Origin of the sequence: Niabella beijingensis (assembly GCF_020034665.1) — a bacterium.
In the GTDB taxonomy this organism is placed as follows: Bacteria; Bacteroidota; Bacteroidia; order Chitinophagales; family Chitinophagaceae; genus Niabella; species Niabella beijingensis.
Genome location: NZ_JAIQDI010000001.1, coordinates 1,186,426 through 1,213,059 on the forward strand (window position 1 = coordinate 1,186,426; position 26,634 = coordinate 1,213,059).

Sequence of the window (26,634 nt, forward strand, 5' to 3'; positions counted from 1 at the left end):
CAGCTTTTGTCCCGGTCGGGATCCCGTATATCCGTTATTCGAATGTCAGGTCCAGTCCCAGTCCCCTTAATTCGTGAATCAACACGTTAAAGGATTCCGGTACGCCGGCTCTCGGGATATTATCGCCTTTCACAATGCTTTCATACGTTTTTGCGCGGCCTATGATATCATCAGATTTGATGGTCAGTAATTCCTGCAGGATGCTGGACGCACCATACGCTTCCAGTGCCCAAACCTCCATCTCACCAAAACGCTGACCACCGAACTGTGCCTTACCACCCAGCGGCTGCTGTGTGATCAGACTGTATGGTCCTATAGAACGGGCGTGCATCTTATCATCCACCATGTGGTGCAGTTTGATCATATAGATCACACCCACAGTTGCTTTCTGGTGGAAGCGTTCGCCGGTTTCACCATCATACAGGTGCGTGTGACCGAACTTGGGAATGGTGGCATCCGCGCAATACTTTTCAATTTCTTCCGGTTCAGCACCATCAAAGATCGGAGTGGCAAATTTCACTCCCAGTTCTTTACCTGCCCAGCCCAACACGGTTTCGTAGATCTGTCCCAGGTTCATACGGCTGGGTACCCCAAGCGGGTTCAGTACGATGTCTACCGGGCTTCCATCTTCAAGGAACGGCATGTCTTCCTGGCGAACGATCTTGGCAACAATACCTTTGTTACCGTGACGACCTGCCATTTTATCCCCCACCTTCAGTTTACGTTTTACCGCCAGGTATACCTTGGCCAGCTTCAATACACCTGCAGGTAATTCATCCCCGATAGAAATATTGAATTTCTCGCGTTTGTATCTTCCCAGCTCTTCGTTATACTTGATATTATAATTGTGCAACAGGGTATTGATCTGGTTATTGATCTTCTCGTCAGTGGTCCAGCCCAGCGGATTGATGTTGGCGTAATCCAGTGCTCCCAGGTTCTTCGCATGGAATTTGGATCCTTTTCCGATCACGATCTCATCAAAGCTGTTCATCACTCCTGCAGATACCTGGTTTTCCAGGATGGTTCCCAGTTTCTCCAGCAATACATTCAGCAGGTCCTGTTCGTTCTTTTCGTGTGCCTTATCCAGTTTTTCGATTGCTGCTTTCTCCCGCACTTTCGCATTCTTGTCTTTCTTGGCGCGCTGGAACAGTTTTTTACCGATCACCACACCTTCTACTCCGTTCGGAGCTTTTAAAGAAGCATCTTTTGCATCACCGGCTTTGTCACCAAAGATGGCACGCAGCAGTTTCTCTTCCGGAGTCGGGTCGCTTTCTCCTTTGGGAGTGATCTTTCCGATCAGGATATCACCTTCTTTTACCTGGGCTCCGATACGGATGATACCGTTCTCATCCAGGTCTTTTGTAGCTTCTTCAGAAACATTCGGGATATCTGAGGTAAGTTCTTCTTCACCCAGTTTTGTATCGCGCACTTCCAGTTCATATTCGGAAATGTGGATCGAAGTGAACATATCTTCTTTTACCACTCTTTCGCTGATCACGATGGCATCCTCGAAGTTGTAACCCTTCCAGGGCATGAAGGCCACTTTCAGGTTTTTACCCAGGGCCAGTTCACCATTTCTTGTCGCGTACCCGTTGGTCAGGAAATCGCCCGCTTTTACCTTTTGCCCTTTCTTCACTGCCGGGTTCAGGTTCATGCAGGTTTCGTGGTTGGTCTTGATGAACTTGGTCAGCTTGTATACTTTCAGGTCTTCTTCAAAACTTACCAGTTTTTCATTCACATCCCGGTCGTAGCGTACATGGATCTCATTGGCATCCACAAACTCCACCACACCATTTCCTTCCGCATGGATCTGGATCCTTGAATCTCTCGCAGCCTTGCCTTCCAGACCGGTACCTACGATCGGTTCATCCGGACGCAGCAGCGGAACCGCCTGGCGTTGCATGTTTGAACCCATCAGTGCCCGGTTGGCATCATCGTGCTCCAGGAACGGGATCAGCGAAGCACTAAGGCCCACGATCTGGTTCGGAGCAACGTCCATATATTCCACCTCGCTTTTGTCGAGGATCGGGAAGTCACCTGTTTCACGGCTGGCCACGCGGTCATTTACAAAATTGCCGTTTTCATCCAGTCGGGCATTGGCCTGCGCGATCTTGGCCGTATCTTCTTCTTCTGCGCTCAGCAACTCCAGTTCTTTCATGTTCACTTTACCATCGGTTACCCTGCGGTAAGGTGTTTCGATGAAGCCCATTTCGTTGATCTTGGCGTGAACACAAAGTGTAGAGATCAGACCGATGTTCGGTCCCTCCGGCGTTTCGATCGTACACAGACGGCCATAGTGCGAATAGTGTACGTCACGTACCTCAAAGCCGGCACGCTCGCGGCTCAGACCACCTGGCCCCAGCGCAGAGATACGGCGTTTGTGGGTGATTTCGGATAACGGGTTGGTCTGATCCAGGAACTGCGACAACTGAGAGGTTCCGAAGAACGAGTTGATCACAGAAGAAAGGGTCCGCGCATTGATCAGGTCAACGGGTGTAAACACCTCGTTATCCCTCACGTTCATACGCTCACGGATGGTACGGGCCATACGGGCCAGACCAACACCGAATTGTGCATATAATTGCTCACCTACGGTCCGCACACGACGGTTGCTCAGGTGATCGATATCATCGATCTCTGCTTTCCCGTTTGTTAAACGTACCAGGTATTTAATGATCTCAATAATGTCTTCCTTTGTCAGCGTCTTTTGCGTAACCGGGGCATCAATATTCAGCTTGCGGTTGATCTTGTAACGTCCTACTTCACCCAGATCATAACGTTTATCACTGAAGAACAGTTTATCGATGATGCCACGGGCGGTTTCGTTATCCGGGGCGTCGGCACCTCTCAGCTGGCGGTAGATGAACTGGACCGCTTCCAGCTCACTGTTGGAAGTATCTTTATTCAGCGTATTATAAATAATGGCATAGTCGCCACCAACATCTTCGCGCTGTACGAATACGCTTTTTACATCCATGTCCGCGATAATATCAATCGCCTCTTCGTCCAGCACCACATCGCGTTCCATCACGATCTCATTCCGCTCGATGGAAACCACCTCACCGGTGTCTTCATCTACAAAGTCTTCCACCCAGGTACGCAGTACACGGGCGGCCAGGCGTTTGCCCAGCTGTTTTTCCAGTGCTTTGCGGTCGCCCGGAACTTCATCGGCCATGCCGAATAATTCCAGGATGTCCTTATCCGTTTCATAGCCGATCGAACGCAGTAACGTGGTTACAGGGAATTTTTTCTTACGGTCGATGTAAGCATACATCACGTTGTTGATATCTGTCGCAAACTCCATCCAGGATCCTTTGAACGGGATCACGCGGGCGGAATAGATCTTAGTACCATTCGGGTGTACCGACTGACCAAAGAATACGCCCGGAGAACGGTGTAACTGGGAAACCACCACACGCTCTGCCCCGTTGATCACAAAGGTTCCGCGGGGAGTCATGTAGGGAATGTTTCCTAAAAACACATCCTGTACGATGGTTTGAAAGTCTACGTGCTCTTCGTCATTACAGCTCAGCCTCAGTTTCGCCTTTAAGGGTACCGCGTAGGTCAGTCCGCGCTCCATACACTCGTCTATCGAGTAACGGGGAGGATCAATAAAATAATCCAGAAACTCCAGCACAAAGATATTGCGGGTGTCAGTAATGGGGAAGTTGTCCTTAAATACCCGGAACAGGCCCTCAATATTGCGTTTGTCTGGTGTGGTTTCTAATTGGAAAAATTCCTTAAAGGATTGAATTTGTACTTCGAGCAGATCAGGTGTTTCAGCTAAATGCTTGATCTTTCCGAAATTTACTCTTGAATTCACTTTTGTAGATGACATATGTTATAAACCCGGTTTTTTTAATGATTGATCAGGTACAAAACAAAAACAGGATCACTTTTATTGCTAAAAGAAATCCATTGAGATTCAATTACATGAACATGTCTTGTTTAATCAATTTTTTATTGGCCAAAATAAAAGGAAGGCAAAGTTAAGGAAAACTTTGAAAAGAAGAAAACTTCTCACAAGAATATTGCCAGACAGTGACATTTCTAAAATTTTATTTAAAAAAAGCAGGCCTGTCTGTTTCGTGTATTTTCCCGTTTTTACCCCGCCCATACACCCGGAAAACTGCATTTTATTGATTATCAAAATATTAATAGGAACCCAATAATTTGAAGGGGCTGCTTATTTCTACGGGAAAGCCCGGAACCGATATAATCGGTTCCGGGCCGTCTTTATTTTGAAAAAATCTTACTACCTTTTATTCTGCAACCACTTTCACCACCTTGGAATAGTTGGAGGTGGTACCATCTTTGTTGATCTGGCCGATCCGCACAAAGGCGTTGGGATAGTTCTGCTGATCCAGCTCTTTTTCTTTCTTACGGCATCCGATACCAACAGTAAGCAACAGGGCCAGGGAGAACAACATCGCCTGTTTTTTGGCGCGCTTTGCAGATACCAGAACAGAGATCACCAGCAATACCATGATGGCGAGCTGCAGCGGGGAGAAACCAAGCTGTGCAGCGATTTCCTGCCAGTTCTTACTGAAGCTGTATTTGATCTCCGCAGTGGAATTGCCATCTGCGGCCTGGGTGGGAACAAGTCCTACCTGAGTGAATTGTTTACCGTCCTTCGACAGCTCGATCGTAAATGATTTATTATCGACTTCTGTCAGTGTAGCCCATTCCACTTTTAGCTTTCCGGAAACAAAACTGGCACTGGTGAAACCAAAGGCAACGGGAAGCACACCATCAGTGTATCCATAACCGCTCACCTGGTCATTGGTCTGATTCAGGTTTCCGCCGGAACCGGGCTGGATATTAATGATACCACCGTTACCATTCCCAGCTCCTGCCTCAGCCTGTGAGGCAGCGGTTGTAAACACTACTTCGATCTCTATCGGCCCGCCCGCAGGTACAGTAGGCGTTTCGCCGGGGATCACTTTATTCTGCCTTCCCATGATCACATTATTGGTAGGGTCATAGGTCCAGTCAAAATAACCAGCACCTGCACCGGTTACCTTGGGATTCCCGGTCTCCAGAACAGGGGTCAGCCTGTTCAGGTTGATGGTTATCGATGCCGGTACCGGCCCTAAGGGAATGGCCGTTGCAGAGGCGTTCAGGAAATTAAAACTAAATGTTCCGCTGGCATTTAACTGTGCCGGATTTGGATCAACTTTTACCCCGCTGACAGAGGGATCCTGGGCATAGACACCACCACACATTACCAAAGCCAGTACAAAGGCGTAGATTTTTTTCATATTGAATGCTGTTTTTTTCATTATAACTAAGTCGCTCATTTTTCTTTCGATTCAATTATCTTTTTATCAGGCACAGTACCCATTAGGGTGTATCCCTGTTGTATTTGATTGTTTCCGTATCACTGTTATTTGTGTTGTCATTATCTCCGCCAGATCCTTCAAAAATGTTTGCAGTAATATTATCCGATCCGGAAACGTTCACTCCGGTGAAAGTAAACTTGCAGCTGAAGGTAGATGCTGAACTGGCAGCAATAACCGTCTTGTTGTTCACCCCGCCCAGTTTAAAGCGATACCGCGATGCATCGTCACCGTCATAACTCCAATCGGCATTCTGTACTGCCTGCCCCAGCGCATTGGTGGTTGCTGCCTCGTAGGTTTCCAGGGTAATGTTCGGCGATTTATTTACGAATACATAAACTGCGCTTCCGTTTGATGCGGTGTTTCCGGTGAATACAGTAACGTTTACAGTAACTGTTTTAGTTCCTGAGATCTGTGTGGGCAATGCCAGCATGCTTACCCCAAGATTCACACCTGCATCTTTCGTGTACACATAGAGGGTAGCCATTGCACAGGCTCCTTTATTATCACAGGTCTTATAAGCAAACTGTGCGGTACCGGAGAAGTTGGGCGCCGGTGTAAAGGTATAGTCACCATCGGCAGTCAGAACAAACGTACCGTATGTATTGCTGGCGTTCTGCGTGGTGATCGTCTGTGGATCTCCTTCCGCATCGATGTCATTTAATTTTACATTACCGGTTACAGCAACACCTGCGCCTGTCTGGTTAAAGTCATCCGTAGCCGTTGTGGTATTGATCGGTCCCGGTTTTACTTCGATAAACACATAAGCGCTTCCGCAAAGATCCGTTCCCGGTGTTTCGCACACTTTATAGATCACGGTATCCTTTCCGACAAATCCTATTTCCGGAACATAACGGAGGGTTCCGTCGCCGTTGATCGTAGCCGTACCGTGAGAAGCCACACCGGTGATGGTGGGTGTACCCAGTGTACCGCCGGTATTGCTGGCATGATCGTTCGCCAGGATCGGATAGCTGGCTACGGTCTGACCGGTGCTGGTGGTAATGATATCTGTATTCACCACGGGTTTGTTCGTATTGATACTTGGATCGGTTACTGTAATGGTCAGGTTCTGCAATTCGCAGTAACCGGTATTGGAGCACACATTAATGTTGTAAGAGTAAACGCCCGCCGTGGTTGCCGTGAAAGTATACGTACCGTCTGCATTCAGGTTGATGGTACCGCCTGTCGGCATGGTGCCGCCGTTAGCTCCCGGAACCTGAGTCGCATTGGAATAAGTGGATCCCGCAGGTACCCTGTCGTTGGTGGCCACGTTTCCGTCAACTGGTTTGTTAATGGTAGTGTAGTTGATATCCGGAGCTGTGATAAACAGCGGGCAGTTCAATCCCGGTGTTCCCGGTACTACATAACGGGTGTCAACAGTGGCACCAAATACATCAATACTTCTTGGAAGCGATGCCCCTACTACTGCACCTACCGAGATACGGATCTCATCATAAGGCAGTGTTGTGATAAAGCCAACATCTTTAACCCCGTACTCGCCCAGGATCGGCAACAATACGGTAAGACCCAGCAATTGCGCATCTGTTTTGGTTTCCTGCAGCACCCCGTCATTATATGTTTCAATGGTAATTCCTTTGAGCAGGTCTGCCAGCAGTATCGGAGAGTTATTATCACGGATAATGAACCCGGCATAGGTTCCGCCGGGGAAGGTGTTCGCACCCGCTGCCACAGCAATGGAACCCTGTGCTGCCGCTCCTGCAACAACTTCAATTCTTGCAAAGTCGGTATTGGAAGCATTGATCAGGTTCTGCGGATCACGTACTACAGATCCGGCACCCACCAACCCGTTGAATCCTGTTAAGGCACCATCGATCACCACACCAAAATCCGGTGTCTTCAGGATGGAGGTTGTATTACAGGGCAATGGTGTTTCGCAGTTCCGCTGCCAAACCGCATCATATATCTGCACGCTTCCGAGATTCACATCCAAAAGGCTGTTAAAGCTGATCTTCACTTCGTCAAACGGCACTTTGGCGATCACCCCTACCGGCAGCCTTACCTGGCCGCTGAGTAATGCTGAAGACACTCCCGCTAAAAGAGCAGGGCCTGTAGCTGCCTGAACAACGGTTCCGTTATTCAGCAGTTCTATACGTACCGCATCCGGTACAGATATTTTTGCCAGTGTGGAAACCTGGATATCAAATCCGGCAAATGTTCCGGCAGTATAAGTAGTAACAGCGTCTGCAACTGCCAGACTTCCGGTGGTACCCAAACCGGCCGTTAAGGTCATTGTAGTTGATGTAGCCGGATTGCCGTCGATTACATTATCGATACCGTTAAAGTTACAGGAGGCGCAAACAGCACCGGTAAATCCGGTATTCGCTGCATCAATATAAACCGGTTGTGTGCTTGCCGACATCGGTGTCAGCGTGTTACAATCCAGCGTACCTGCGCAGAACCGTTTGATAACGGCCGCATATACGGACGTAGTACCGAGATTTACATTCAGTGGCTGTGTAAGTGTATAACGTACCTCGTTAAAATTTTTGGTGGTTACAAACCCGATAGTGGACCGGCCTGAACCATTCAGCAGCGGTGCAGAGAGGAGCAGGTTATTACCCGCCACTTCTTCCTGCAAAGCACCATCGAGGTAGGTAGAGATCTTGGAATTGGAAAGCAACCCAAGCCCAAGCAAAGAACTGTTGGCCACTTCAAACCCTGCAAAATAACCTGCAGGATGACTGATCGCTCCGGGAGCACCAGCTTCCTTTACAGAAAGATAAGCGGTAGACAGGGCTCCTACCGGAAGCGCAATCGTAGCGGCATTACCGGTGTTGGCATCTACCACATTTCCGGTATTGCTAAAAATACCCCCCAGCAGGTTTACATTGGCAACACCGGTAGTACCGGTAATTACCGTTGCAGGGTAAGCTGTTTGTACCAGTGGTGTATTGGTGTTACAGGCAGGCACCGGTCCGGCTTGCGGACGAAGTATCTCTGCATAATAAACGCTTCTGGATGTAGCAACACCTACTACATTAAACGTAATCCGCACCCGGTCGAATGCAGACGTCTGTGTTATAAAACCAACCTTTGCCATCCCTCCGCCCAGCAGCGATACGGATAAGACCGAACCGTCAACGGTATAGGTTTCTTTTAAATCTGAACCCAGGTAAGTGGTGATGGTAACCGTATTGGCAAGATCCAATACACCATAGTCGTCAATAACAAATCCGGCATAGGAACCTGCCGGATATACCTGGGCCCCGGTAGCGTTGGGGTCCTTCACTTCAAGCCACGCCTGCGTGAGACCACCTAAAGAAACCAGGCTGCTCCAGGTGGCTTTATTGGTGAGCGTACCATCAACTGCATTCGCAATCGAACTGCTGTTCCAGCTTGCTACTAATGGAAGACCCGGACTGTTTGCTGTGGTAAGCGCTCTTCCGCCGGTATTCACCCATGGCGTATACTGATTCACAGGTATGGTAGATACCTGGGCCAGTGCATCAAATCCGTTGGATAAAATGACAGTCAATAAAAATACACATAAGGCAGCCTTTCTAGCGGCGGTTTTAAGAGGTAGATAAAATCTCATATTGGATATAGTTTATTTCCCCGGGCACATCACCTCCCAGAGAGTATTACAATACAAAACACTCCTACGCCTCACATCACGGCGTATCAAAAAAGCGATCATCCCGGTATCGGGACACCATCGCAGCAAAGAAAAAAATCCGAGTTCACGTTAGCTGGTTTTGAACGATTCAAAAACACAGCGCTTTGGTGCAACACATCACAAAAAAAACACAAATGAAGATGGTCAGTTTACAAAGGACAAAGGGGCAATCTTCATTTTTTTTAGCTACTACAGTGTTTATAATTGGTACAATAGTTATTTAGTAGTTCAATAATCAAGTAGGTTTACAATGCAATAGCCGGCATAAAGATAAATGCCAAATGACCAATAAACCAAATTTTAACGATTTTTTTTTTGTAAACTCTTTTTGGCTTAAATTAGGGGAGACACCCGATCCGGCAACCGATACAAAAAACTGATCTATGAAACAATACTTCCGCTTTTCAAAAAAAGAACTGGCAGGCCTGACCCTTCTGCTCATTATTATACTTGTTTTTGCTGTTCTTCCGCTTATCCCTACCCGCTCCTCCAAAGAAGCGCTTCCGGAGAAAGAGACATTATCCCTGCTGCAGGCCTTTCCTCCTGCTGCCAACAAAGAACAAGGGCACGGAAAACCAGCAGAAACAGTTTATAACGAAGACCACCCGCGCAACAATGGTCCTGCCGTTACTGATGCTCCTGCACGTCTTTTTATTTTTGATCCCAATACAATTTCAGAGGCCGACTGGCTGCAACTGGGCCTCAGGAAGCGAACGGTGCGCACCATACTTAACTACAGAAGCAAAGGCGGAACGTTCCGTAAACCGGACGACCTGAAAAAGATCTACGGGTTGCGGCCCGAAGAATTTGAACGGCTGCAGCCCTATATCAGGATCGCCGCACCTGACCGCTCCTTTGCATACCCGGCCTCACCTGAAAGAGAAAAACGCATCACGCGCACGGTCGTGCCTATTGATATCAATACCGCGGACACCACTGCCTATAAATCGCTTTACGGGATCGGAAGCCGGCTGGCTGCAAGGATCGTGAACTTCCGCGAAAAGCTGGGTGGGTTTTACAGCATCCGGCAGGTGGGGGAAACCTATGGTGTGCCCGACTCGACGTTCCGGAAGATAATGCCTTATTTAAGGTTAAATGAATCAGTACTCAGGAAGCTGGATATTAACACGGCTTCATACGAGGCGCTCAACGCACATCCTTATATCAGCAGCAAACTGGCCTATCTGATCGTAAAACAACGGCGATCCGGGCCGATTACCTCCATAGAAATGCTGCAGCCCCTGGTGACACAAACAAATGACGTATGGGAAAAGCTGGCGCCTTATATCCGCTTTGAATAAGCCACTGAAGCACGGAAACACTGATTGTTGTGTTTCTGTGATAGCTGTGGCAAAAATAACCATAAAAAAAAGCAACCATTTCTGGTTGCTTTCTAAAACTATTTCAAAGTAAGATTAAGCTACTTCTACTTCAGCACCTGCTTCTTTTAATTTAGCAGCGATGTCTTCAGCTTCTGCTTTAGATACACCCTCTTTTACCGGTTTCGGAGCACCGTCTACCAGTTCTTTTGCTTCTTTCAGACCTAAACCAGTCAGATCTTTAACAATCTTAACAACGTTCAGTTTAGAAGCACCTGCACTCTTCAGGATCACGTCGAATGCTGTTTTTTCTTCAGCAGCCGCCGCTCCACCTTCGCCACCGCCGGATACTACTACCGCAGCTGCAGCAGGCTCGATGCCATATTCAGTCTTTAAAAAATCTGCTAATTCCTGTACTTCTTTTACAGTTAAACCTACCAGGCTTTCTGCTAATGTTTTGATATCTGCCATTTTGTTTTAATTTTTACCGTCTTCATTCCCGCTATGGGTCCGACGGCGGGTTTAAAAAAATTGTTTACGAACGATTTACTACTCTATAAGGATTACCAATAGATACAATTATTCAGCTGCGGGTGTTGCTTCTGCCGCAGGTGCATCAGCTTCCGGGGCCGCGGGTGCTGCTTCTTCAGTAGCAGCGGCACCATCTGCTTTGTTTTGCAGGGCACCGATCACACGCTGGATCGGAGACAGTAACAGACCGATCACTTCGCCGATCAGTTCGTTCTTTGTCTTGATCTTCACCAGTGTGGCCAGTTGGTTATCGCCGGCATAAACATCCCCATTGATAAAGGCCAGCTTCAGTTCCGGCTTTTCCTTCTTTGCTTCAGTACGGAATGCGCTCAAGATAACCGCCGGTTCCTTGGGGTTTTCAGAAAACATCAGCGCGGTCACTTTGTGCAATGAATCATAAACGCCTGAATATTTTTCTGCGTCGATTGCTTCCAGTGCTTTTTTGATCAGGGTGTTCTTGGCCACTTTCATTTCCACATTCTTATCGAAACAAGCGCGGCGCAATTTTGTTACCTGCTCTACACTGAGCGACTCGGTATCTGTTATGTAAAAGTTGCTGTATTGAGAGAACTTTCCCTTCAATACCTCAATTACTTCATTTTTTTGCTCTTTAGTCATTTTATTGCGGTTTGACTGTTTTAAAATTAAAACCGGTTATGCCGGGTGATTACTGTACAAAAGATTTTGTATCCAAAGAAATGCCGGGGCCCATAGAGCTTGCCATGCTGATTCCTTTTAAATAAGTACCTTTTGCTGTAGTGGGTTTTGCCTTGATCAACGCATTTAAAAGCTCCTGTCCGTTTTCAGCGATCTTTTCAGGGCTGAAGCTTACACGGCCGATGGAAGCATGCACGATACCGGCTTTATCCACTTTGAACGCGATCTTACCGCCTTTCACCTCGTTAACAGCAGCCGCCACATCATTGGTTACTGTGCCTGTTTTGGGGTTGGGCATCAGGTTACGCGGTCCCAGGATCTTACCCAGTTTACCGATCTTAGGCATTACAGCCGGTGTAGCGATCACTACATCCACATCTGTCCAGCCACCTTCAATTTTTTGAATGAATTCGTCCAGACCTACATAGTCTGCACCCGCGCCGTTTGCATCGGCTTCTTTATCAGGAGTACAAAGTACCAGTACTCTTTTTGTTTTACCGGTTCCATGAGGTAATGTTACCGTACCGCGAATCGCCTGATCTGCTTTTTTAGGATCCACACCCAAACGTACGTGCAGGTCAACAGAAGCATCGAATTTCGCCACATTTGTATCTTTTACCAATGCAGAGGCTTCTTTCAGTGAGTACGCTTTGTTCGCGTCTACCTTTGCATTTGCAACTTTTCTTTTTTTACTAATGAATGCCATTTGTCAATTCTTTTTAAGTTCTGTAAAATGGATTAATTTTCCCATGGGGCTTTTCCTTCAACATTCAGTCCCATGCTGCGTGCAGTACCGGCTACCATTTTCATGGCGGCATCAACGGTAAAGCAGTTCAGGTCGGGCATTTTGTCTTTTGCAATAGCCTCCACCTGCTCCCAGGTAACTTTACCTACCTTGGCGCGGTTGCTTTCCTTAGAACCTTTCTGAATTTTAGCGGCTTCCATCAGCTGAATTGCTGCAGGAGGAGTTTTGATTACAAATTCAAAACTTTTGTCGCTGTAAACAGTGATTAATACGGGAAGTACTTTTCCCATTTTGTCTTGAGTGCGGGCGTTGAATTGTTTGCAGAATTCCATGATGTTCACACCTTTGGAACCTAACGCCGGCCCGATGGGAGGTGCAGGATTGGCCTGACCACCCTTACATTGCAGCTTTACAAAGCCAGAGATTTCTTTTGCCATTTTATTCGATTTATTGGTTCAAACGTACCCGAAAATTTCCGGGTACTCCCAATCCCGGTAGCTACCGGGACCTTCTCTTCCATTTCCGGATCTGATCCAGATGGAAACTATAAAAGAACTAATTGGGGCTGCAAAGGTACGGAAAGAATCCAGATTTTGGATTTCAGAATTCAGAATTTTTGTAAATATTCCTTACCTGTTCACTATTAAACGATTAGAAACTAAAGTCTGAATGCTAAAAATCTGAATACAAAAAGTCTAATATTACCCTTAAACCATTTCCTGCATGTCCACCAGCTTTTTATAAATGCCGCCCTCGATCTGCATGAGCTCTTTATGGGATCCCCGCTCTGCGATCTCTCCTTTATTAAGCACAATGATCTCATCGGCGTGCCGGACGGTGCTCAGCCGGTGGGCGATCACCAGTGAAGTACGGTTTTTCATCATATTATTAATGGCATCCTGTACCAGGCGCTCGCTTTCCGTATCCAGGGAGGAAGTGGCTTCATCCAGGATGAGGATCGGCGGGTTTTTCAGAACAGCCCGGGCAATGGTAAGCCGCTGCTTTTCGCCTCCGCTTAATTTTGTCCCCCTGTCCCCAATATTGGTATTGAACTTTTCGGGTTTATTGTCAATAAAACGCCAGGCATTCGCAATTCTGGCAGCACTTTCAATTTCACTCTGGGGGGCATCGGGGTCAGAAAGGGTAATATTATTGCCGATGGTATCGTTAAACAGGATCGGCTCCTGGCTTACAATACCGATTTGCTTTCTTATTGATTCGATGCTGTAGTCTTTGATATTGACACCATCAAAAAGGATCTCGCCCGAGCTAATGTCATGAAAACGGGGCACCAGGTCTGCCAGCGTGCTTTTTCCGGCCCCGCTGCTGCCCACCAGGGCCACGGTTTTCCCTTTGGGAATGAACAGGCTGATATTTTTGAGAATCGGCGTTTCATTGTAGGCAAATGATACATTTCTAAACTCGATCCCTTCCTTAAACGCATCCAGTTTTCTGGTTCCTGTGTCCTCTACCTTTTCCGGTGTGGTCAGTATGTTTTCAATGCGCTCGATGGCGGCAGCGCCTTCCTGTACCCTGAAGAAGGATGCGGCCAGCGATTTGGCCGGATTGATCATCATGGCAAATATGGCTATAAACGAGATAAGATCACCGGGACCCAGCGTATTGCCGTTGAGGATCAGGTTCGCTCCGAAATAAATGATCACACAGAGCACCACCACACCCAGCAATTCCGTTAGCGGTGACGCCAGGTCCCTGCGGGCTGCCATTTTTTTATTGATGCCCAGCAAGGTATTGTTCAGGCTAATGAACCGGTTATTCATTATTTTTTCCGCGGTAAATGCTTTGATAATACGGATGCCGGTTAAGGTTTCGTCTAATATCGAAAGGGTATCACCCACCCGGAGCGATGCGGCATTACTTTGCTTTTTCAGGGTGCGGCTGATACGGCCGATGATAAAAGCAGTTACGGGCAGCAGGATCAATAAAAACACCGAAAGGCTGGGACTGATGGCCACCATTGCAAAAAGATAGCTGATCACCATAACCGGGTCCTTTATCAACCCTTCCAGGGCGTTAACGATAGAGCTTTCCACCAGGTTGGCGTCGTTGGTCATGCGGCTCATGATATCGCCTTTTTTCTGTTCGGAAAAATAGCCGACAGGCAGGTTCAGCACTTTGGAGTAAAGATCATTTTTCAGGTGAATGATGATGGAGCTCCGCACCGGCACCGAAATAAGCGAGGATACGTAGAGCAACAGGTTTTTCAGAAAAACGGACACGATCACCAATATACAGCAGAGCAGCACGGCACGCATCTGCTGCCCGCTGTTCACCAGCTCCAGCAATGCTTTACCGATATAGCGTCCTCCCGGGATTTTGTTCAGTATATTTTGTCCCCCGATACCATCCACTTTAAAGATAAGTGACATCAGTGGTGCCAGCATACCCAGAGAGACTACTGATAATGAAGAAGCTATAATAGTAATAGAAATATACAGGATGATCTTTCCCTTGTAATAGCCAATATACTTAAATAAGCGACTGAATTTTTTTAGCCCCATCCGCGTTTATATATTTAAAACGCGCAAAGTTACAAGAAAATGCGGCTTTCTTCTTTAAATTTTGGAAAGGCGCCTTTTCTAATGATTTATACTATGGTGATCATTCATAAAGTTTAAGATCCGCTGCATTCTTTCTAAATTTATTATACTGGTTTGATAAATGTCTTCAAACCTTTCATTAGTTATTCCGAATGAAGCGATAGAACTCCTGTTCTGACTTCCTTAATAATTTTGCCCCATAAACTCTAGACAGAAGAAATTTCTCTACCCAAAGTTATCGAGAAAATATCACAAGCACTTATTTGTTGATGTGTTTGTTTTAGGGACAAACGCAGTTATATCTTATATTTTTGCCATAAGGACATTAAAAAAAGCAAAGCACTCGGGTCTAATTTACAAGCGCTTTGCATTCGTTCATTCGTTATAATTTATTAGATCTCAATAAGCATAAAAAGCAATCCCCTCATAAACATAATTTGTTGTAAGGTCTTGTGACTCATTAGTGTTTTTTGTGTAATGGTGATCAGCTTTACTGTCACTATAATATCTATAAACAGGCAAGGCTCCATTTATAGCTGAGGGATATGCATAAAAAGCTATACTTTCAAAAGTATATCCGCTAACACTACCACTCTGAGTCGTATAATAGTGATCTGCATATTGATTTCTACGATACCGATAGACAGGAACCGTACCTGATACTTGACTTGAAAACGCGAAAAATCCTATTCCTTCAAAACTGTAAGTGCTGCTTCCATTTCCTAGTTCAGTTATATCTATTGTAAAAAAGTGATCAGTATTTCTTATATCTGGATATCCCCCAGCAGAATATCTAAAAACAGGAATTGAACCAGCTATGGGAGGATTCATAGGATACATAAACTGAACTGCCAGAATATCATAACTCGAAAGAGAGGTAGCTCCAATTCCGCATTCCCCCCCATTCATTAGCGAGTTCGCATCTCCACCAGTTGGAGTTCCTAATAAATGCATAGCATAAAAATATGCATTATTATCAGGCAGTTGACCTCCAATAGGTTCTCCAGAAGCTTGCCAATTAGTATGCCTGAACCCAATTGTATGACCAAGCTCATGTGCTATTGTACGCTGCCTTTGCGCAAAGGAATTTCCAGCAATTTGACTAATATTAATACGAATTAACCCGCCGGGACGCCCATCTACCGGGAAGTAGCCCGCTCCACAGATACCAGAGCCAAGATTAGAATTTGTAATAAGGATGTCTTGACTTGTTGAACTGGTTAAGGTCAAATTAATCCTAGAATTAGTAACATTGTTCCACATATCGATAGCCCCATTAATTTCACTGGCATATGCACTCATAGATGGGTCTATTCTTACTGTAATATTCGGTTGTATATTATAGCCGACATAATAGCTTGTTCCGTACTGTTTTGTTTTGGGACTTTGCTGAAAAATTGAAAAGTTTGGCAACTCGTTTTTGGCAAAAAGTATATCACCATCTACCAGATATTCACTTCCGAGATCTTTTATTTCCGAATCGCTATACCCCAGTTTTTTAATGAATTGATATACAGAGTGATCTTCTTTTTCGACTTTGTTTTGTTGATCTTCATTTAAAATCTTGTCAGATTTTTTACAAGAAAACGTCAAAACGCATAATAATAACGTTAGTAAAGAAAGCTTTTTCATATATATTTTTTTAGTTTGGAGGTCTCATAAATTTTAGTCCGAGTAGTTATTTATATCTTATTGATGCCAATCTAGATAAGACCTGGGGGGGCATGAGTCTGTTGCATTTGAGTTATTTATTATTAATAATAGAGATTTTACAAAGAATCCATAGAGCTGAGTTAAGTTTTTTGCTTAACTACAAATTAGAAGCTGGCTTTTTACATTTCAAGATAGTTTTCTCGAATCAGCTAAGTCTTTTCGAAAAATGCCAGTCTTTTTATTGACTGAATAAATTATAACACCCACCGCTCTGATACCAAGCTAACTTGCTATAATAATTTTGATAAATATCATTGACTCTAGGCAAATAAATACTAAGACCGCTAAAACTATTGATAGGATTACCTAAGAATCCACTTGTATTGTCTTTAAACAAAATTGTTTTCCTTAGCTGATTAGTAATAGAAGAATAGTCTTCTATATTAAAGTTTTGTTCCAGAAAATTTAAAAAATCATAGGCAGGTACTCTTGTCTTTGTATCAAAATCCAAGCGCTGAATATTATTAACATTAAAATCACCTTTCGCTTCTTTTGCGTCCAACAATGATTTTGTCTTTTGAGCGAGTAAATCAAGCTCTTCTGTATCAATCAATGACACCGTAGCCGAGGCATAATCACCTTTCATAGAGCGATAGTAGCTCATGAATCTTTGCGCAACCTTTTTTAATTCATCTTTCCCTCCAAATAAATATGGGATAATTTGTTCATATGGATAACTAGTTGATAGAACTTCTGTTGGTGATGCCAAAATATATTTGGCATTGTTCCGTAATTCATAAATGGCTTCTACACTGGCCATTGAGCAGGCATCAAAAATAATATAGGAGAAATCTAAAGGCAACGTATTCTTCATTTCAATAATATCCATATCGACTCCCCTGTCCTCCCCGAATGATTTTACCTTTATGCCTAATGGAGGCGCCCAAGAACTGGCATGTGACCAAAGGATCAACCCGTACTCGAGCGCCGGACTCATTTTTCTTGCATCACCGATAACTCTTTTCATAAATTGGGGATCTGAAGAATTTTCGCTCCCATACTGCAAAATAGTGTCACTCATAATCCTATTTGTATTATCGTGCTTGATTTTTAAAATACAAGAGCTTTCTGATGTTGTCTTGATATACACTAAAAGATTATTATTCCCCGAGAATCCTGATTCTATACGATTCAAACAATCAATCGCATCTTGTCTTAAATCGTTATTAGCAGCCATATATATCAGCACCATCGCTTCATTCGTATCTCGCCCTCTTTCTTTTTTGCAATTACTAAAAAATAATAGCCCTAAAACTAAGCTCCGGAAATATTTAAAAAAATGCGTTCTCATAAGATATGGAGTTTAAACGCTTGAATGATCGAGTTTGAAGAACCAATACGCAAGCACTTTAATAAATTTATAAAAAGATTTAAGGGGGGTATTTAAATACCGGTTGGGAGAATTTGTTGTAAAATTCACCCTGCAATTGGTATTATTTCATATTACATTCAAGTGTTCTGTATTGCTTGTTTCTAATCCCTTTGAAAACAAAAAATCAGGTTGGATATTCTTTACAAAAAATATCTTGCATTCGCCAAATATCCACTACAAAGATTTTTCCTTATCAAGAGATACTAAATGCACAATAAAAGTGTTAGTAAAGAGAGCTTTTTCATATATAATTTTTTATTAATCAAATAAAGAATCTAATAAAAAATTCAAACTGTGTAATTCAGAGTTATTACTTTAGGTCCCCTGACGGAGGCGAATTAGTTCGTAGCATATTAGTTAGTAATTTATATTAAAAATAAGAATAAATTCTAAGATATTTGCATTTGAACTAAAAAAAGCTACTTTAAAACTGTATAACGGAAACATAGGCCGCTACGCTACCTACATTCTGTTGACTTTTAACTGAAAACAATAACTTCTTTTGCAAAAACTTAGCTAATCTGCAACTTTATGAATTCAGAAAATAGCCGGGTATAAAAAAGATTTTTTTAGACAACCTAACCCTATTCTATCTATCGCAGATTACTGGTGCTCAATTTAGGTTTAGAACAGCCTAATACAGAGTCAAACCAGCAGGAACCTATTTTGCGATCACCGCAGTTCCCCAGGGATCACAAATAGGTACAAACGGCACGTTCTGATCATTACAATAATCTGTGACCGCTTTTTTTACGCCCTTATATTCGTCATTATTATAGTCATGAATGAAAATAAATCCCCCCCGGGACAGCCGTGGATAAAAATATTGCAATCCTTCATAAATGGGTTGATACAGATCTGCATCCAGGGAAACAAAGGCGAAAACGTCTTCAAGCCCCTCAAGTGAATCAGGGAAATATCCCTTTTTGATAACACAATTATCCGGCTTTATCATTTTATCCAATACCAGTCCGGCGTTAGTGTCCGAAAAATCCTGTGTGCCCGGACTGTAACTATTTGCTTCTTCAATAAGAACATCCCTTTTTGAAAAGCCTTCAAATGTATCAAAAAGATACAGGGTTTTATCCGGGAACGCTTCATTCATGTATTTAGCAAAATCCCCGCGATATACACCAAGCTCCGCCACTGCACCCGGCACACTATTTTTTCTGATTTCTTCCGCTATAAGCTCAAGCGAGCTGATACGTACATATCCCAAATTGACCGGGACATAGAACAGCCGTTCCCTGCCCAATGCCTGCATGGATTCTTCAAGAACAAACTTATGCTCATTTAAATAGTCATCTACAAGTCTTCGCTCCATGGTATCGTTTTTTAATGTATTGCAACGCTGCTATTCTTATCACAGAATCATTACTCCTTTATCTTTTATCATTTCCCCTGATCGCTGCGATGACCAGGGGTTTCGGCCAATAATTCATTGTATACTTTTTGCCGTATCAGTGATGTTACCCCCTCACTGTAATGATCCTGAATAAATTTCTTTGCATGCTCCGACACCGAAGCATACAGTCCCTCCTTAGCGGCCAGATCCTGTAAGATCTCAATAAAACCGGCCTCTTGTTCTGCAACAAAAATATTCTCCCCATGTTTAATCCCCTCCATCCCGTCACATGCCAGCAGCGTGGTGATAACCGGTACTCCCACTGCCATCGACTGAAGAATCTTTATACGGATCCCCCCACCTCCCAGGCGTATCGGGGAAATAAGTACCGCACCATGCAATAAGTCCGTCAGGTCCTGAAGAAATCCGGTAAAAATAACTTCCGGATAGTTGTTCTTAAACGACTCCTCCCATACTCCTGTAACATACAGCAACATCCCTGTTTGTTTTAGGACTGCCGGATACATTCCCTCAATAAACCATTTCAATGCATCCTCGTTCGGCGGGTGTCCCTGAGAGCCTAAAAACACTATTTTTTCCGCTTTTTCCGGTGGCTGCCGGTTTACCGAGGCCGCATAAAACATATCGGGAACTGCAGTAGGCCATACCCTCAGTTTTGCTTCATGAACACCTTCCTGTAACTGTGCAAAATCATTCTGATTCAACACCAGCACCCGGTCATAAAGATTCATCAGGTTCAACTCTGTGAATTTTACAGTATCGATAACATGTGAGGCATAGAGGCTTTTATCATTGTAAAGTTTAAAGTAATCCTGTAAGATCAAATACCGGTTTTCATGCTGGAAAAATACCGTCTTTGCACCGTGCGGCAGGGAATGGATCAAGGGGAGCAAATCGCTGTATTCTACCTGAACAATATCAAATGTTTGCTTCTGAAACAGCGCTTCAAGAAAATCAATCATTTGCCGGTCAACAGGTAAAAAGGGATAATGGCGGTGCGGATTTGAAATCCCCTGATGATGTGACCTTCTTGCCTTTTTCCGTTTTTTAACTTTCTTTACGAGCCGGGATATTTTCTTTAAAAAGGATATTTGTTTTTTTGATGCATGATTGGCCATAACATCGTTGCTATAGACCGGCAGGATCTCTACCTCCGGCCACATTGCCTGCAACGCCTCTACATGCGGCTTTTCGGTTATCGCAACCTTAAAGACCAATGTTACATTGTAAAATTTTCTCAGATCATTAATTTGACCAAAAACACCGAACCGCCCGCCATCCGAAACGGGGAAGGGGCAAAGAAAGGTGATAACAGCAACATTTGGTTTGGTTTGAATGTTCATAAAATTTATTAGTCAGTTAATGATTTGAAAACTTGTTACGTTAACTATTCAAGAGCTCTTTTTCTTTTGTTTGCATGACCGCACTGCCAGACTTAAAATGTAGGGTGTCCCGCCCGGTGAATGTAAGGTCGCCAAAAATCGGGATATACATTTATTCCATGAAGTCCGAACGGCAGCGTATCACCCATAAGTTCCATTGCAAGTTCCGGCTGCTGTTCAATGGAAAAACGAATGGCCTTCATGTGACCCGGGATACACAATCTTTTTCCGGACCTGTTTACTTCTAGCGACCAAAAGACGTCTTCATTAAAAAACTTGCTGTCGTTATGGGCATTATAAAAATCTATTTGCGGCTGTTCGGTCTTGCATAAATTATAAAATTTCTCAACCCGCCTCAACGAGAACCCGCCATTGCCTACACGGTTGTAAAATTGCAATACCGTAGGTAATTTACTATTGGGCGCTTTGCGGTTGAATCGGTAGTGCAGGAAAGAAAGCAATTTGTTTTTCCATTTATGTCGTTCGATCCATGGTGCTCCGATATAATCCAGTCCCTGCCGGCACCAGAATGCCAGTTCATCTTTAAATACGAAAGCGTCAAGCTGATAAATCAATATAAAATCGTAGTTCAAGAACCGCTCATAGAATGCTGCGGATAGCATTAAATGATTATATCCTTTTATACCGTTAAAAAAAAGATCGGGAAACGATTCAATCTGCAGGTTATTGTTTTCAAAAAAAGGGAGATATGTTGTAATGTCGAGCGTCTCCGGCTTAATTAAGACCAGTGGATGAGTGCCCAAGATGCGGCAGCATTGCCGCAGGCTGATTTCTTCATAATCCCTCAACGCAGTTTTGTAAACCGGTATTACTACTGCAACTTTATTCGACATAGAAACATTTAATGGGCTCATGAGCCAAGGGACAGCCCATGAACGGCAAATTAAAAAAGGATTATTGGTATGATGACATTATTAAACGCCGGGTAATTTCCACATACCACCACCGACTACTAACCAACATAGGAAGCTTCTTTCAGCATTTGTTTGGGCAACGCACGCATAATGCTTTTTATAGGAGCATTCGTCTCTGCCGACAACTCGAAGATGGCATCCAGCGTTTCATATCCCTTGCTCAGGGTAAAAAACCGGCCAAAAACCGTCTTAGCCTGATTGGCGACGATGTCCCTGTATTGATTGTCTTTCATCAGTTTAATGATTTGCTCTGCAAATTCCCTGGGAATATCCGCTCTTATACATCCGTTATCAAACTTCAGCGGAATACCGTCCAGTCCCCTGAGATTACACACTACCGGCAAGCCATAGGACATAGCTTCCACCACTTTTACTTTTATTCCGGTTCCGCCGAGCATAGGGCAAATGGAAATATTGGCATCATTATAATAACCGTGCAGCTCTTCCACGAACAAATGCTTTTCTACATTCGGATAGTCCGGAAAATGCTTTGAGATAAGTCCGATAACACAAATCGTCAGTTCTTTAGGCAGCAACGGATAGACCTGTTCAAAAAACCAATTGGCCGACCGCTGATTATTGGGGTTATCACTTGCCACGTAAATAAGATCATATTTCCGCTTGCCCCGGACAACGCCACTGGATTCATTGGTATTGCTGAACATTACTGGAACAAACCGGTGCTTTGCTTTCAAAAACTGGCTGAACAGATAATATTCGTCCATAGAGATCGACCATATTTCATCAAACAGGGACAACAGTTCCATTTCGCGTTCAAATGCGGCACCAAGTCTGAAGCCTTCCTGTTCTTTAAATTGAACAGTCATGAAATCATGCGTATCAATGATCAGTCTCGCACCCTTCAGATACGGATTGTTTCGAACAAGATTGGCCCATGTAACATAACTGATAATAATGATATCATAAGTATGCTGCTGTAATATCCCGTCAAACTGACTTTGCAAATAAGCGTTGGTAAGATCGGCTATCGCGGGGGCTTCATTTAATTGCTTTTTGCTTCGAAAAAGATCCATTGGTTTCCATCTGAATGCCTTCCGGGATTTCTTCTTCCGTTGATGCATCTCGGTTGTTCCAACGTATAAACCAAAATTCGGAAATCGTTGTTTAAACGCTCGGTCATCCTGATCATTCCAGCCTGCAATCTCTTTTATACTCATAAAATCCACCTCAAAGAAATCAGACCGGCTGTCAAAATATTCCAGAAACTGGAGTGCCCGCGTCCGACATCCGTGATCTTTTCTCAATGGCGGATCAGGCATAAAATAGAGGACCCTTTTCTTACGAATCATTAATCAGCAATTTTAACCTGTAGTTTTTCAATAAAATGTTACCATCAAGCAGTTGTTACTGCCTGCTTTTTATTTATAAACGACAAAGTCAGCCGTTTCGCAACAGCCGGCTTATATTTATTTGTTAAAAAAATACAAATAGCATTGAGGGAACATAATATCCGAAAGCGCTCTGCAGGCCGAATGGCCCCAAAGACGTTTCTCCAACAGATACAATCAATAAGGTTATAACTGCTGCTGATAATCCGGGAAAATCTGCAGACCAGGCGGGTTATCTGATATTTTACCCGGCTCTTGTAGAGTTAACGGGTTACTTAAATACAATGATTTCTTTAACCAATTCACGAACGTTTTCTGGCGCATAACGTCGTACAGAAGCCTGGGATTTTTTTGAGATCTGTTGCCATTGCCCTTTATCACGATACAGCCGGAGAATCGCGTCCGCAAAGGATTCCCTGGTTTCTGCCAGCAACACATCCTCGCCGTTCAACAGCTCCATCCCCTCTACACCGATAGCGGTTGTAATAACCGGCAGCCCGAATTCCATGGCCTGGCCTATTTTCCCCTTCATCCCCGCGCCATAGCGTAAGGGCGCCACAAACAGCCTGCTGTTATAAAAATAAGCGGAAACATCCTGTAAATAGCCCGGCACCTGTACCAGCGGACCACTCAGGGCCAATACCTCGGGGGGAGGGTTGCTGCCAAGCAGGTTCAGCCTTATTTCAGGCAGCTGCCGCCATACAAGGGGCATGATTTCCCGGACCAGCCACAATACGGCATCCACATTAGGCCGGTGCTCATAACTACCGATAAAACACAGTCCTTCCCGTTCTTCAAATACAGGAGCGCTTTCCAGGTCCATTATACGATGTATATTGGGAATCACTTTGACAGTTCCGGCACCTTCTTTTTCTAAAACACCAGCCTCGGCCGGCGTTACCACAATCGTGAGGTCGGCGTTCTTTGCAAAATCAAGCTCCTGTTTTTTGATGGTCGCAATCGTTGTCTGATCAATACCCTGGGCCGGTTCATACTGCAACGAGCGTTCCAGCCGTAAATAATGCAGATCCACGGTATCGTAGATCCAGTAGATATTGGGGAATTGTTTTACCAGGGTCGCATATTTTTCATTTAAATGCGGCCGGCAGATCCACGCATAATCCAATCCCGGCAAGAGCTCATTCAGAAGTGCCCGCTTCTCCTTTGCAGGATGCTCATAGATCAACCGAACCCCCATTGTTATCAGCTCCGCCCGGTAAGGTGCTGCAATGTCATCCGCTTCCGGCATAAAATACACTTCAACATCCAACGAAAGAAAAATCTTTATCAGTTCAAACATCCTCCTGGAGCCGGAGTCCTTATCATAATACGGAATGGTCCCGTCAATAAAAAGCAGCTTCTTTTTATGTGCTGAAAATTTATCCACCTGGTCTTCAAAACGATCGCTATCAGAAAAACGGTTGAAAAAAGCCGCCCACCGGCTCTCAAATGTCGTTGCATTGACCACCTGATAGGATTTTACATTCCCTTCTTCCGGACGTTTCCCGGAACTGACACCTTCAAAATGCACCACTTCGGCCATGGGCTGATAAAACACCTTTTTATTCAGTTTATAGCGAACGGCAAAACACAATTCCGTATCCTCATAATAAGCCGGCGCATATTGCTCATCAAATCCGTTCAATTCAGCAAAGTCATCCCGCTGGATAATGATGCAGGCTCCGGAACAATAATCGGTCTCCCGGAGATAGTTGTACCGGTACAGGGAAGGGTCGGTATCCCGGCCAAAATTAGCGGGCTTTCCGGAGGCAGTAACCAACCCGCCTGCCTCCTGCAACAGTCCGTCGGGGTAAACCAATTTGGCCCCCACAATACCCGTATCCTGCTGAAGATCAAATACCGCTATCATATGATACAACCATTTTTCAACAACCAGTGTATCATTGTTTAAAAAGCAGATAAATTTTGTATCCGCCAGCGCTGCAGCCCTGTTGCAGGACCGGAGAAATCCCATATTCTGCTCGTTCCGTACCACCGTAATGTTTTCACAGGCCTTAAGACCGGCGGCGGTTTCATCCGTAGAGCAATCATCAACAACAATAATTTTATAGGGAATACCGGTGGTATTGGCCAGAATCGATTTCAGGCAACAATAAGTAAATTCCCATTTATTAAAAACCGCAATGATAATTGTAACAGCAGGTACATGAAACGAAGGGAAAATAAGCGGAGGATAATGATCAAGCCGGACAGGAATATCTGCTTTCTTAAAAACATAGAACCCTGCCAGTTGCTTTATAAAATTTTTCAGCTTTCCTCTATATTGGATCTTGTGCGGGTATTTATTAAACCGGAAGATCAGTATAAATAAACAGAACGCGCGCTTGAAAAGCAGTTTCAATAATTTCTTGTCCACCAGTCGTTTTTTTGCCCCTTCTTTCCACTGATGGTATTTTTGTACCAGCCGGTAGCAGGTGGTATAATTCAACTGGTCTATTCTACGGGTAAATTTTTTTGAACTCATTCTACTTATATCAACATCTTTTTACACGCCCTTCGGCTATTGAAACATCTGCTACGGCCAAGACAGCCTGCTTTTATCCGGTAAGATACTTTTTTAGTACCGCCAGATAACCGTATCCATTATGCGTATCCGGTTCCACATAATTCCCTTCCGCCCATTCATTCCAGGACTTTAAGATAAGAAACCGGTCGCTCATTTCCCTGTTATTTATATATTCAACCGCTTTGCGGATCTGTGCGCCAAATAATTCCGGGGTCGCATTCCGGATCACCACCCCGTTATGTCCGCTCCGCGGGGTATTGTCCCAGTTGGGCAATACCATGGGGTAGATATCCCCCGGCTGGTCTTCAAACATAACTCGTTTTACAATACGACGCTGATCAACGCAGGTCACTCCCCGGTAGGAACGATCCCCGAATGCCCTTCGCAGAAACCGACCCAGTTTTTTATGAAGCCGTTTTCTTGATTTTCCCATCAACCGGTATTGTGCCTTATTAAATGCATAAGAAACCTTTCCATCAAATCCGGCCTGTCTAAAATCCCAATGGTCCGCATTGATATTCGATGCCAGTATATACAGCCCCTTCAATCCCCTTCTTAAGGCTTCTGCCCGTAATTTATCGGTATACACCTTGCTATCGGGCAGCTCGATACCATCATAGATCATAAACAACGGACGATCATTTACCCGTATGTACCGCGGGTCTTCAAAAAGCTTTATCAGGTAATCAAAATGCATTACAATGTCTTCATCACCGGGGTATTCCTGTTTGATCAATACCTTATCAGGCGCCCCATGCCAGATACCACTCCAGGTTTGATTGGCCCAGCAGATGCAAAACGGAAGATCCGGTTTTCCGGAAGCCACCACTTCATTCAACGGCTGCTCCAAAAGCTGCTTCCCGTTCCCGAACCAGTAATGGTAATAAATAAATCCATATACACCATACTTCTTTGCCATTTTTGCCTGTGCCTCCCTTACTTCAGGCTTCCGCAGGTCATAATAACCAAGGTCCGCCGGAAATACCGGCTGCCGGTGCCCTTTAAACAGCGGTTTTGCTTTGGTCACATTTGTCCATTCTGTAAACCCTTTCCCCCACCATTTATCATTTTCAGGAATAGGATGATATTGGGGGAGATAAAAGGCCAGGCATTTGATCTCCTGACTATCGCGCTGTTGATTCATGCTGTTCCTTTCCTGTTTTAATTATATAAACCTGCCAACGGAAACGGCCGTATCTGT

Annotated in this window: 17 protein-coding genes; 1 reads left to right on the forward strand and 16 read right to left on the reverse strand. The window is 44.5% G+C overall.

Annotated elements, in window-relative coordinates; all coding sequences use genetic code 11:
• Positions 1-34 precede the first annotated feature (34 nt).
• From rpoB to K7B07_RS05015, 3 genes are all read right to left on the reverse strand, one after another.
• Positions 35-3,838, reverse strand: coding sequence for a DNA-directed RNA polymerase subunit beta (gene rpoB / locus K7B07_RS05005; RefSeq protein ID WP_223707967.1), 3,804 nt, complete (start codon positions 3,836-3,838; stop codon positions 35-37).
• Positions 3,839-4,262: 424 nt separating this feature from the next.
• A complete protein-coding gene (locus K7B07_RS05010; protein WP_223707968.1) occupies positions 4,263-5,261 on the reverse strand; it encodes a hypothetical protein in 999 nt (332 codons plus the stop codon).
• An 82-nt stretch (positions 5,262-5,343) separates the two neighbouring features.
• Positions 5,344-8,895, reverse strand: a complete 3,552-nt coding sequence (locus tag K7B07_RS05015) for an Ig-like domain-containing protein (RefSeq protein ID WP_223707969.1) — start codon at positions 8,893-8,895, stop codon at positions 5,344-5,346.
• 464 nt (positions 8,896-9,359) lie between these two features.
• Between K7B07_RS05015 and K7B07_RS05020 the strand changes: the two genes are divergently transcribed.
• Positions 9,360-10,277: a ComEA family DNA-binding protein gene (locus K7B07_RS05020; RefSeq protein ID WP_223707970.1), complete on the forward strand. Its 918-nt coding sequence runs from the start codon at positions 9,360-9,362 to the stop codon at positions 10,275-10,277.
• Between the two features lie 114 nt (positions 10,278-10,391).
• Here the strand turns inward: K7B07_RS05020 and rplL are convergent, their stop codons facing one another.
• The 13 genes from rplL to K7B07_RS05085 all read right to left on the reverse strand — a co-directional run bounded on the left by rplL (position 10,392) and on the right by K7B07_RS05085 (position 26,577).
• Positions 10,392-10,766, reverse strand: a complete 375-nt coding sequence (gene rplL, locus K7B07_RS05025; RefSeq protein ID WP_223707971.1) for a 50S ribosomal protein L7/L12 — start codon at positions 10,764-10,766, stop codon at positions 10,392-10,394.
• Positions 10,767-10,874: 108 nt separating this feature from the next.
• Entirely contained in the window at positions 10,875-11,444 is a 570-nt protein-coding gene (gene rplJ, locus K7B07_RS05030; RefSeq protein WP_223707972.1) for a 50S ribosomal protein L10, read from the reverse strand.
• 49 nt (positions 11,445-11,493) lie between these two features.
• Entirely contained in the window at positions 11,494-12,189 is a 696-nt protein-coding gene (gene rplA, locus K7B07_RS05035; RefSeq protein WP_223707973.1) for a 50S ribosomal protein L1, read from the reverse strand.
• Between the two features lie 32 nt (positions 12,190-12,221).
• Positions 12,222-12,665, reverse strand: a complete 444-nt coding sequence (gene rplK / locus K7B07_RS05040) for a 50S ribosomal protein L11 (RefSeq protein ID WP_223707974.1) — start codon at positions 12,663-12,665, stop codon at positions 12,222-12,224.
• Positions 12,666-12,935: 270 nt separating this feature from the next.
• Positions 12,936-14,750 (reverse strand): ABC transporter ATP-binding protein, encoded by a 1,815-nt coding sequence (locus tag K7B07_RS05045; RefSeq protein ID WP_223707975.1) that lies wholly within the window; start codon positions 14,748-14,750, stop codon positions 12,936-12,938.
• A gap of 438 nt (positions 14,751-15,188) precedes the next feature.
• A complete protein-coding gene (locus tag K7B07_RS05050) occupies positions 15,189-16,421 on the reverse strand; it encodes a M57 family metalloprotease (protein ID WP_223707977.1) in 1,233 nt (410 codons plus the stop codon).
• A 259-nt stretch (positions 16,422-16,680) separates the two neighbouring features.
• Complete coding sequence (locus K7B07_RS05055) at positions 16,681-17,793, reverse strand: clostripain-related cysteine peptidase (protein ID WP_223707978.1); 1,113 nt, start codon at positions 17,791-17,793, stop codon at positions 16,681-16,683.
• Between the two features lie 742 nt (positions 17,794-18,535).
• Positions 18,536-19,198 carry a TylF/MycF/NovP-related O-methyltransferase gene (locus tag K7B07_RS05060; RefSeq protein ID WP_223707979.1) on the reverse strand — a complete coding sequence of 221 codons (663 nt, stop codon included), beginning with the start codon at positions 19,196-19,198 and terminating at the stop codon, positions 18,536-18,538.
• Between the two features lie 68 nt (positions 19,199-19,266).
• Positions 19,267-20,583 carry a glycosyltransferase family 4 protein gene (locus K7B07_RS05065; RefSeq protein ID WP_223707980.1) on the reverse strand — a complete coding sequence of 439 codons (1,317 nt, stop codon included), beginning with the start codon at positions 20,581-20,583 and terminating at the stop codon, positions 19,267-19,269.
• Positions 20,584-20,675: 92 nt separating this feature from the next.
• The gene (locus tag K7B07_RS05070) at positions 20,676-21,476 is read right to left on the reverse strand and encodes a DUF5672 family protein (protein ID WP_223707981.1); all 801 of its coding nucleotides are present in this window, start codon (positions 21,474-21,476) and stop codon (positions 20,676-20,678) included.
• A 119-nt stretch (positions 21,477-21,595) separates the two neighbouring features.
• Entirely contained in the window at positions 21,596-22,867 is a 1,272-nt protein-coding gene (locus tag K7B07_RS05075) for a glycosyltransferase (protein WP_223707982.1), read from the reverse strand.
• Positions 22,868-23,177: 310 nt separating this feature from the next.
• On the reverse strand, positions 23,178-25,391 hold the full coding sequence (locus K7B07_RS05080; RefSeq protein WP_223707983.1) for a glycosyltransferase: 2,214 nt from the start codon (positions 25,389-25,391) through the stop codon (positions 23,178-23,180).
• Positions 25,392-25,464: 73 nt separating this feature from the next.
• A complete protein-coding gene (locus K7B07_RS05085) occupies positions 25,465-26,577 on the reverse strand; it encodes a glycosyltransferase WbsX family protein (RefSeq protein ID WP_223707984.1) in 1,113 nt (370 codons plus the stop codon).
• Positions 26,578-26,634 lie beyond the last annotated feature (57 nt).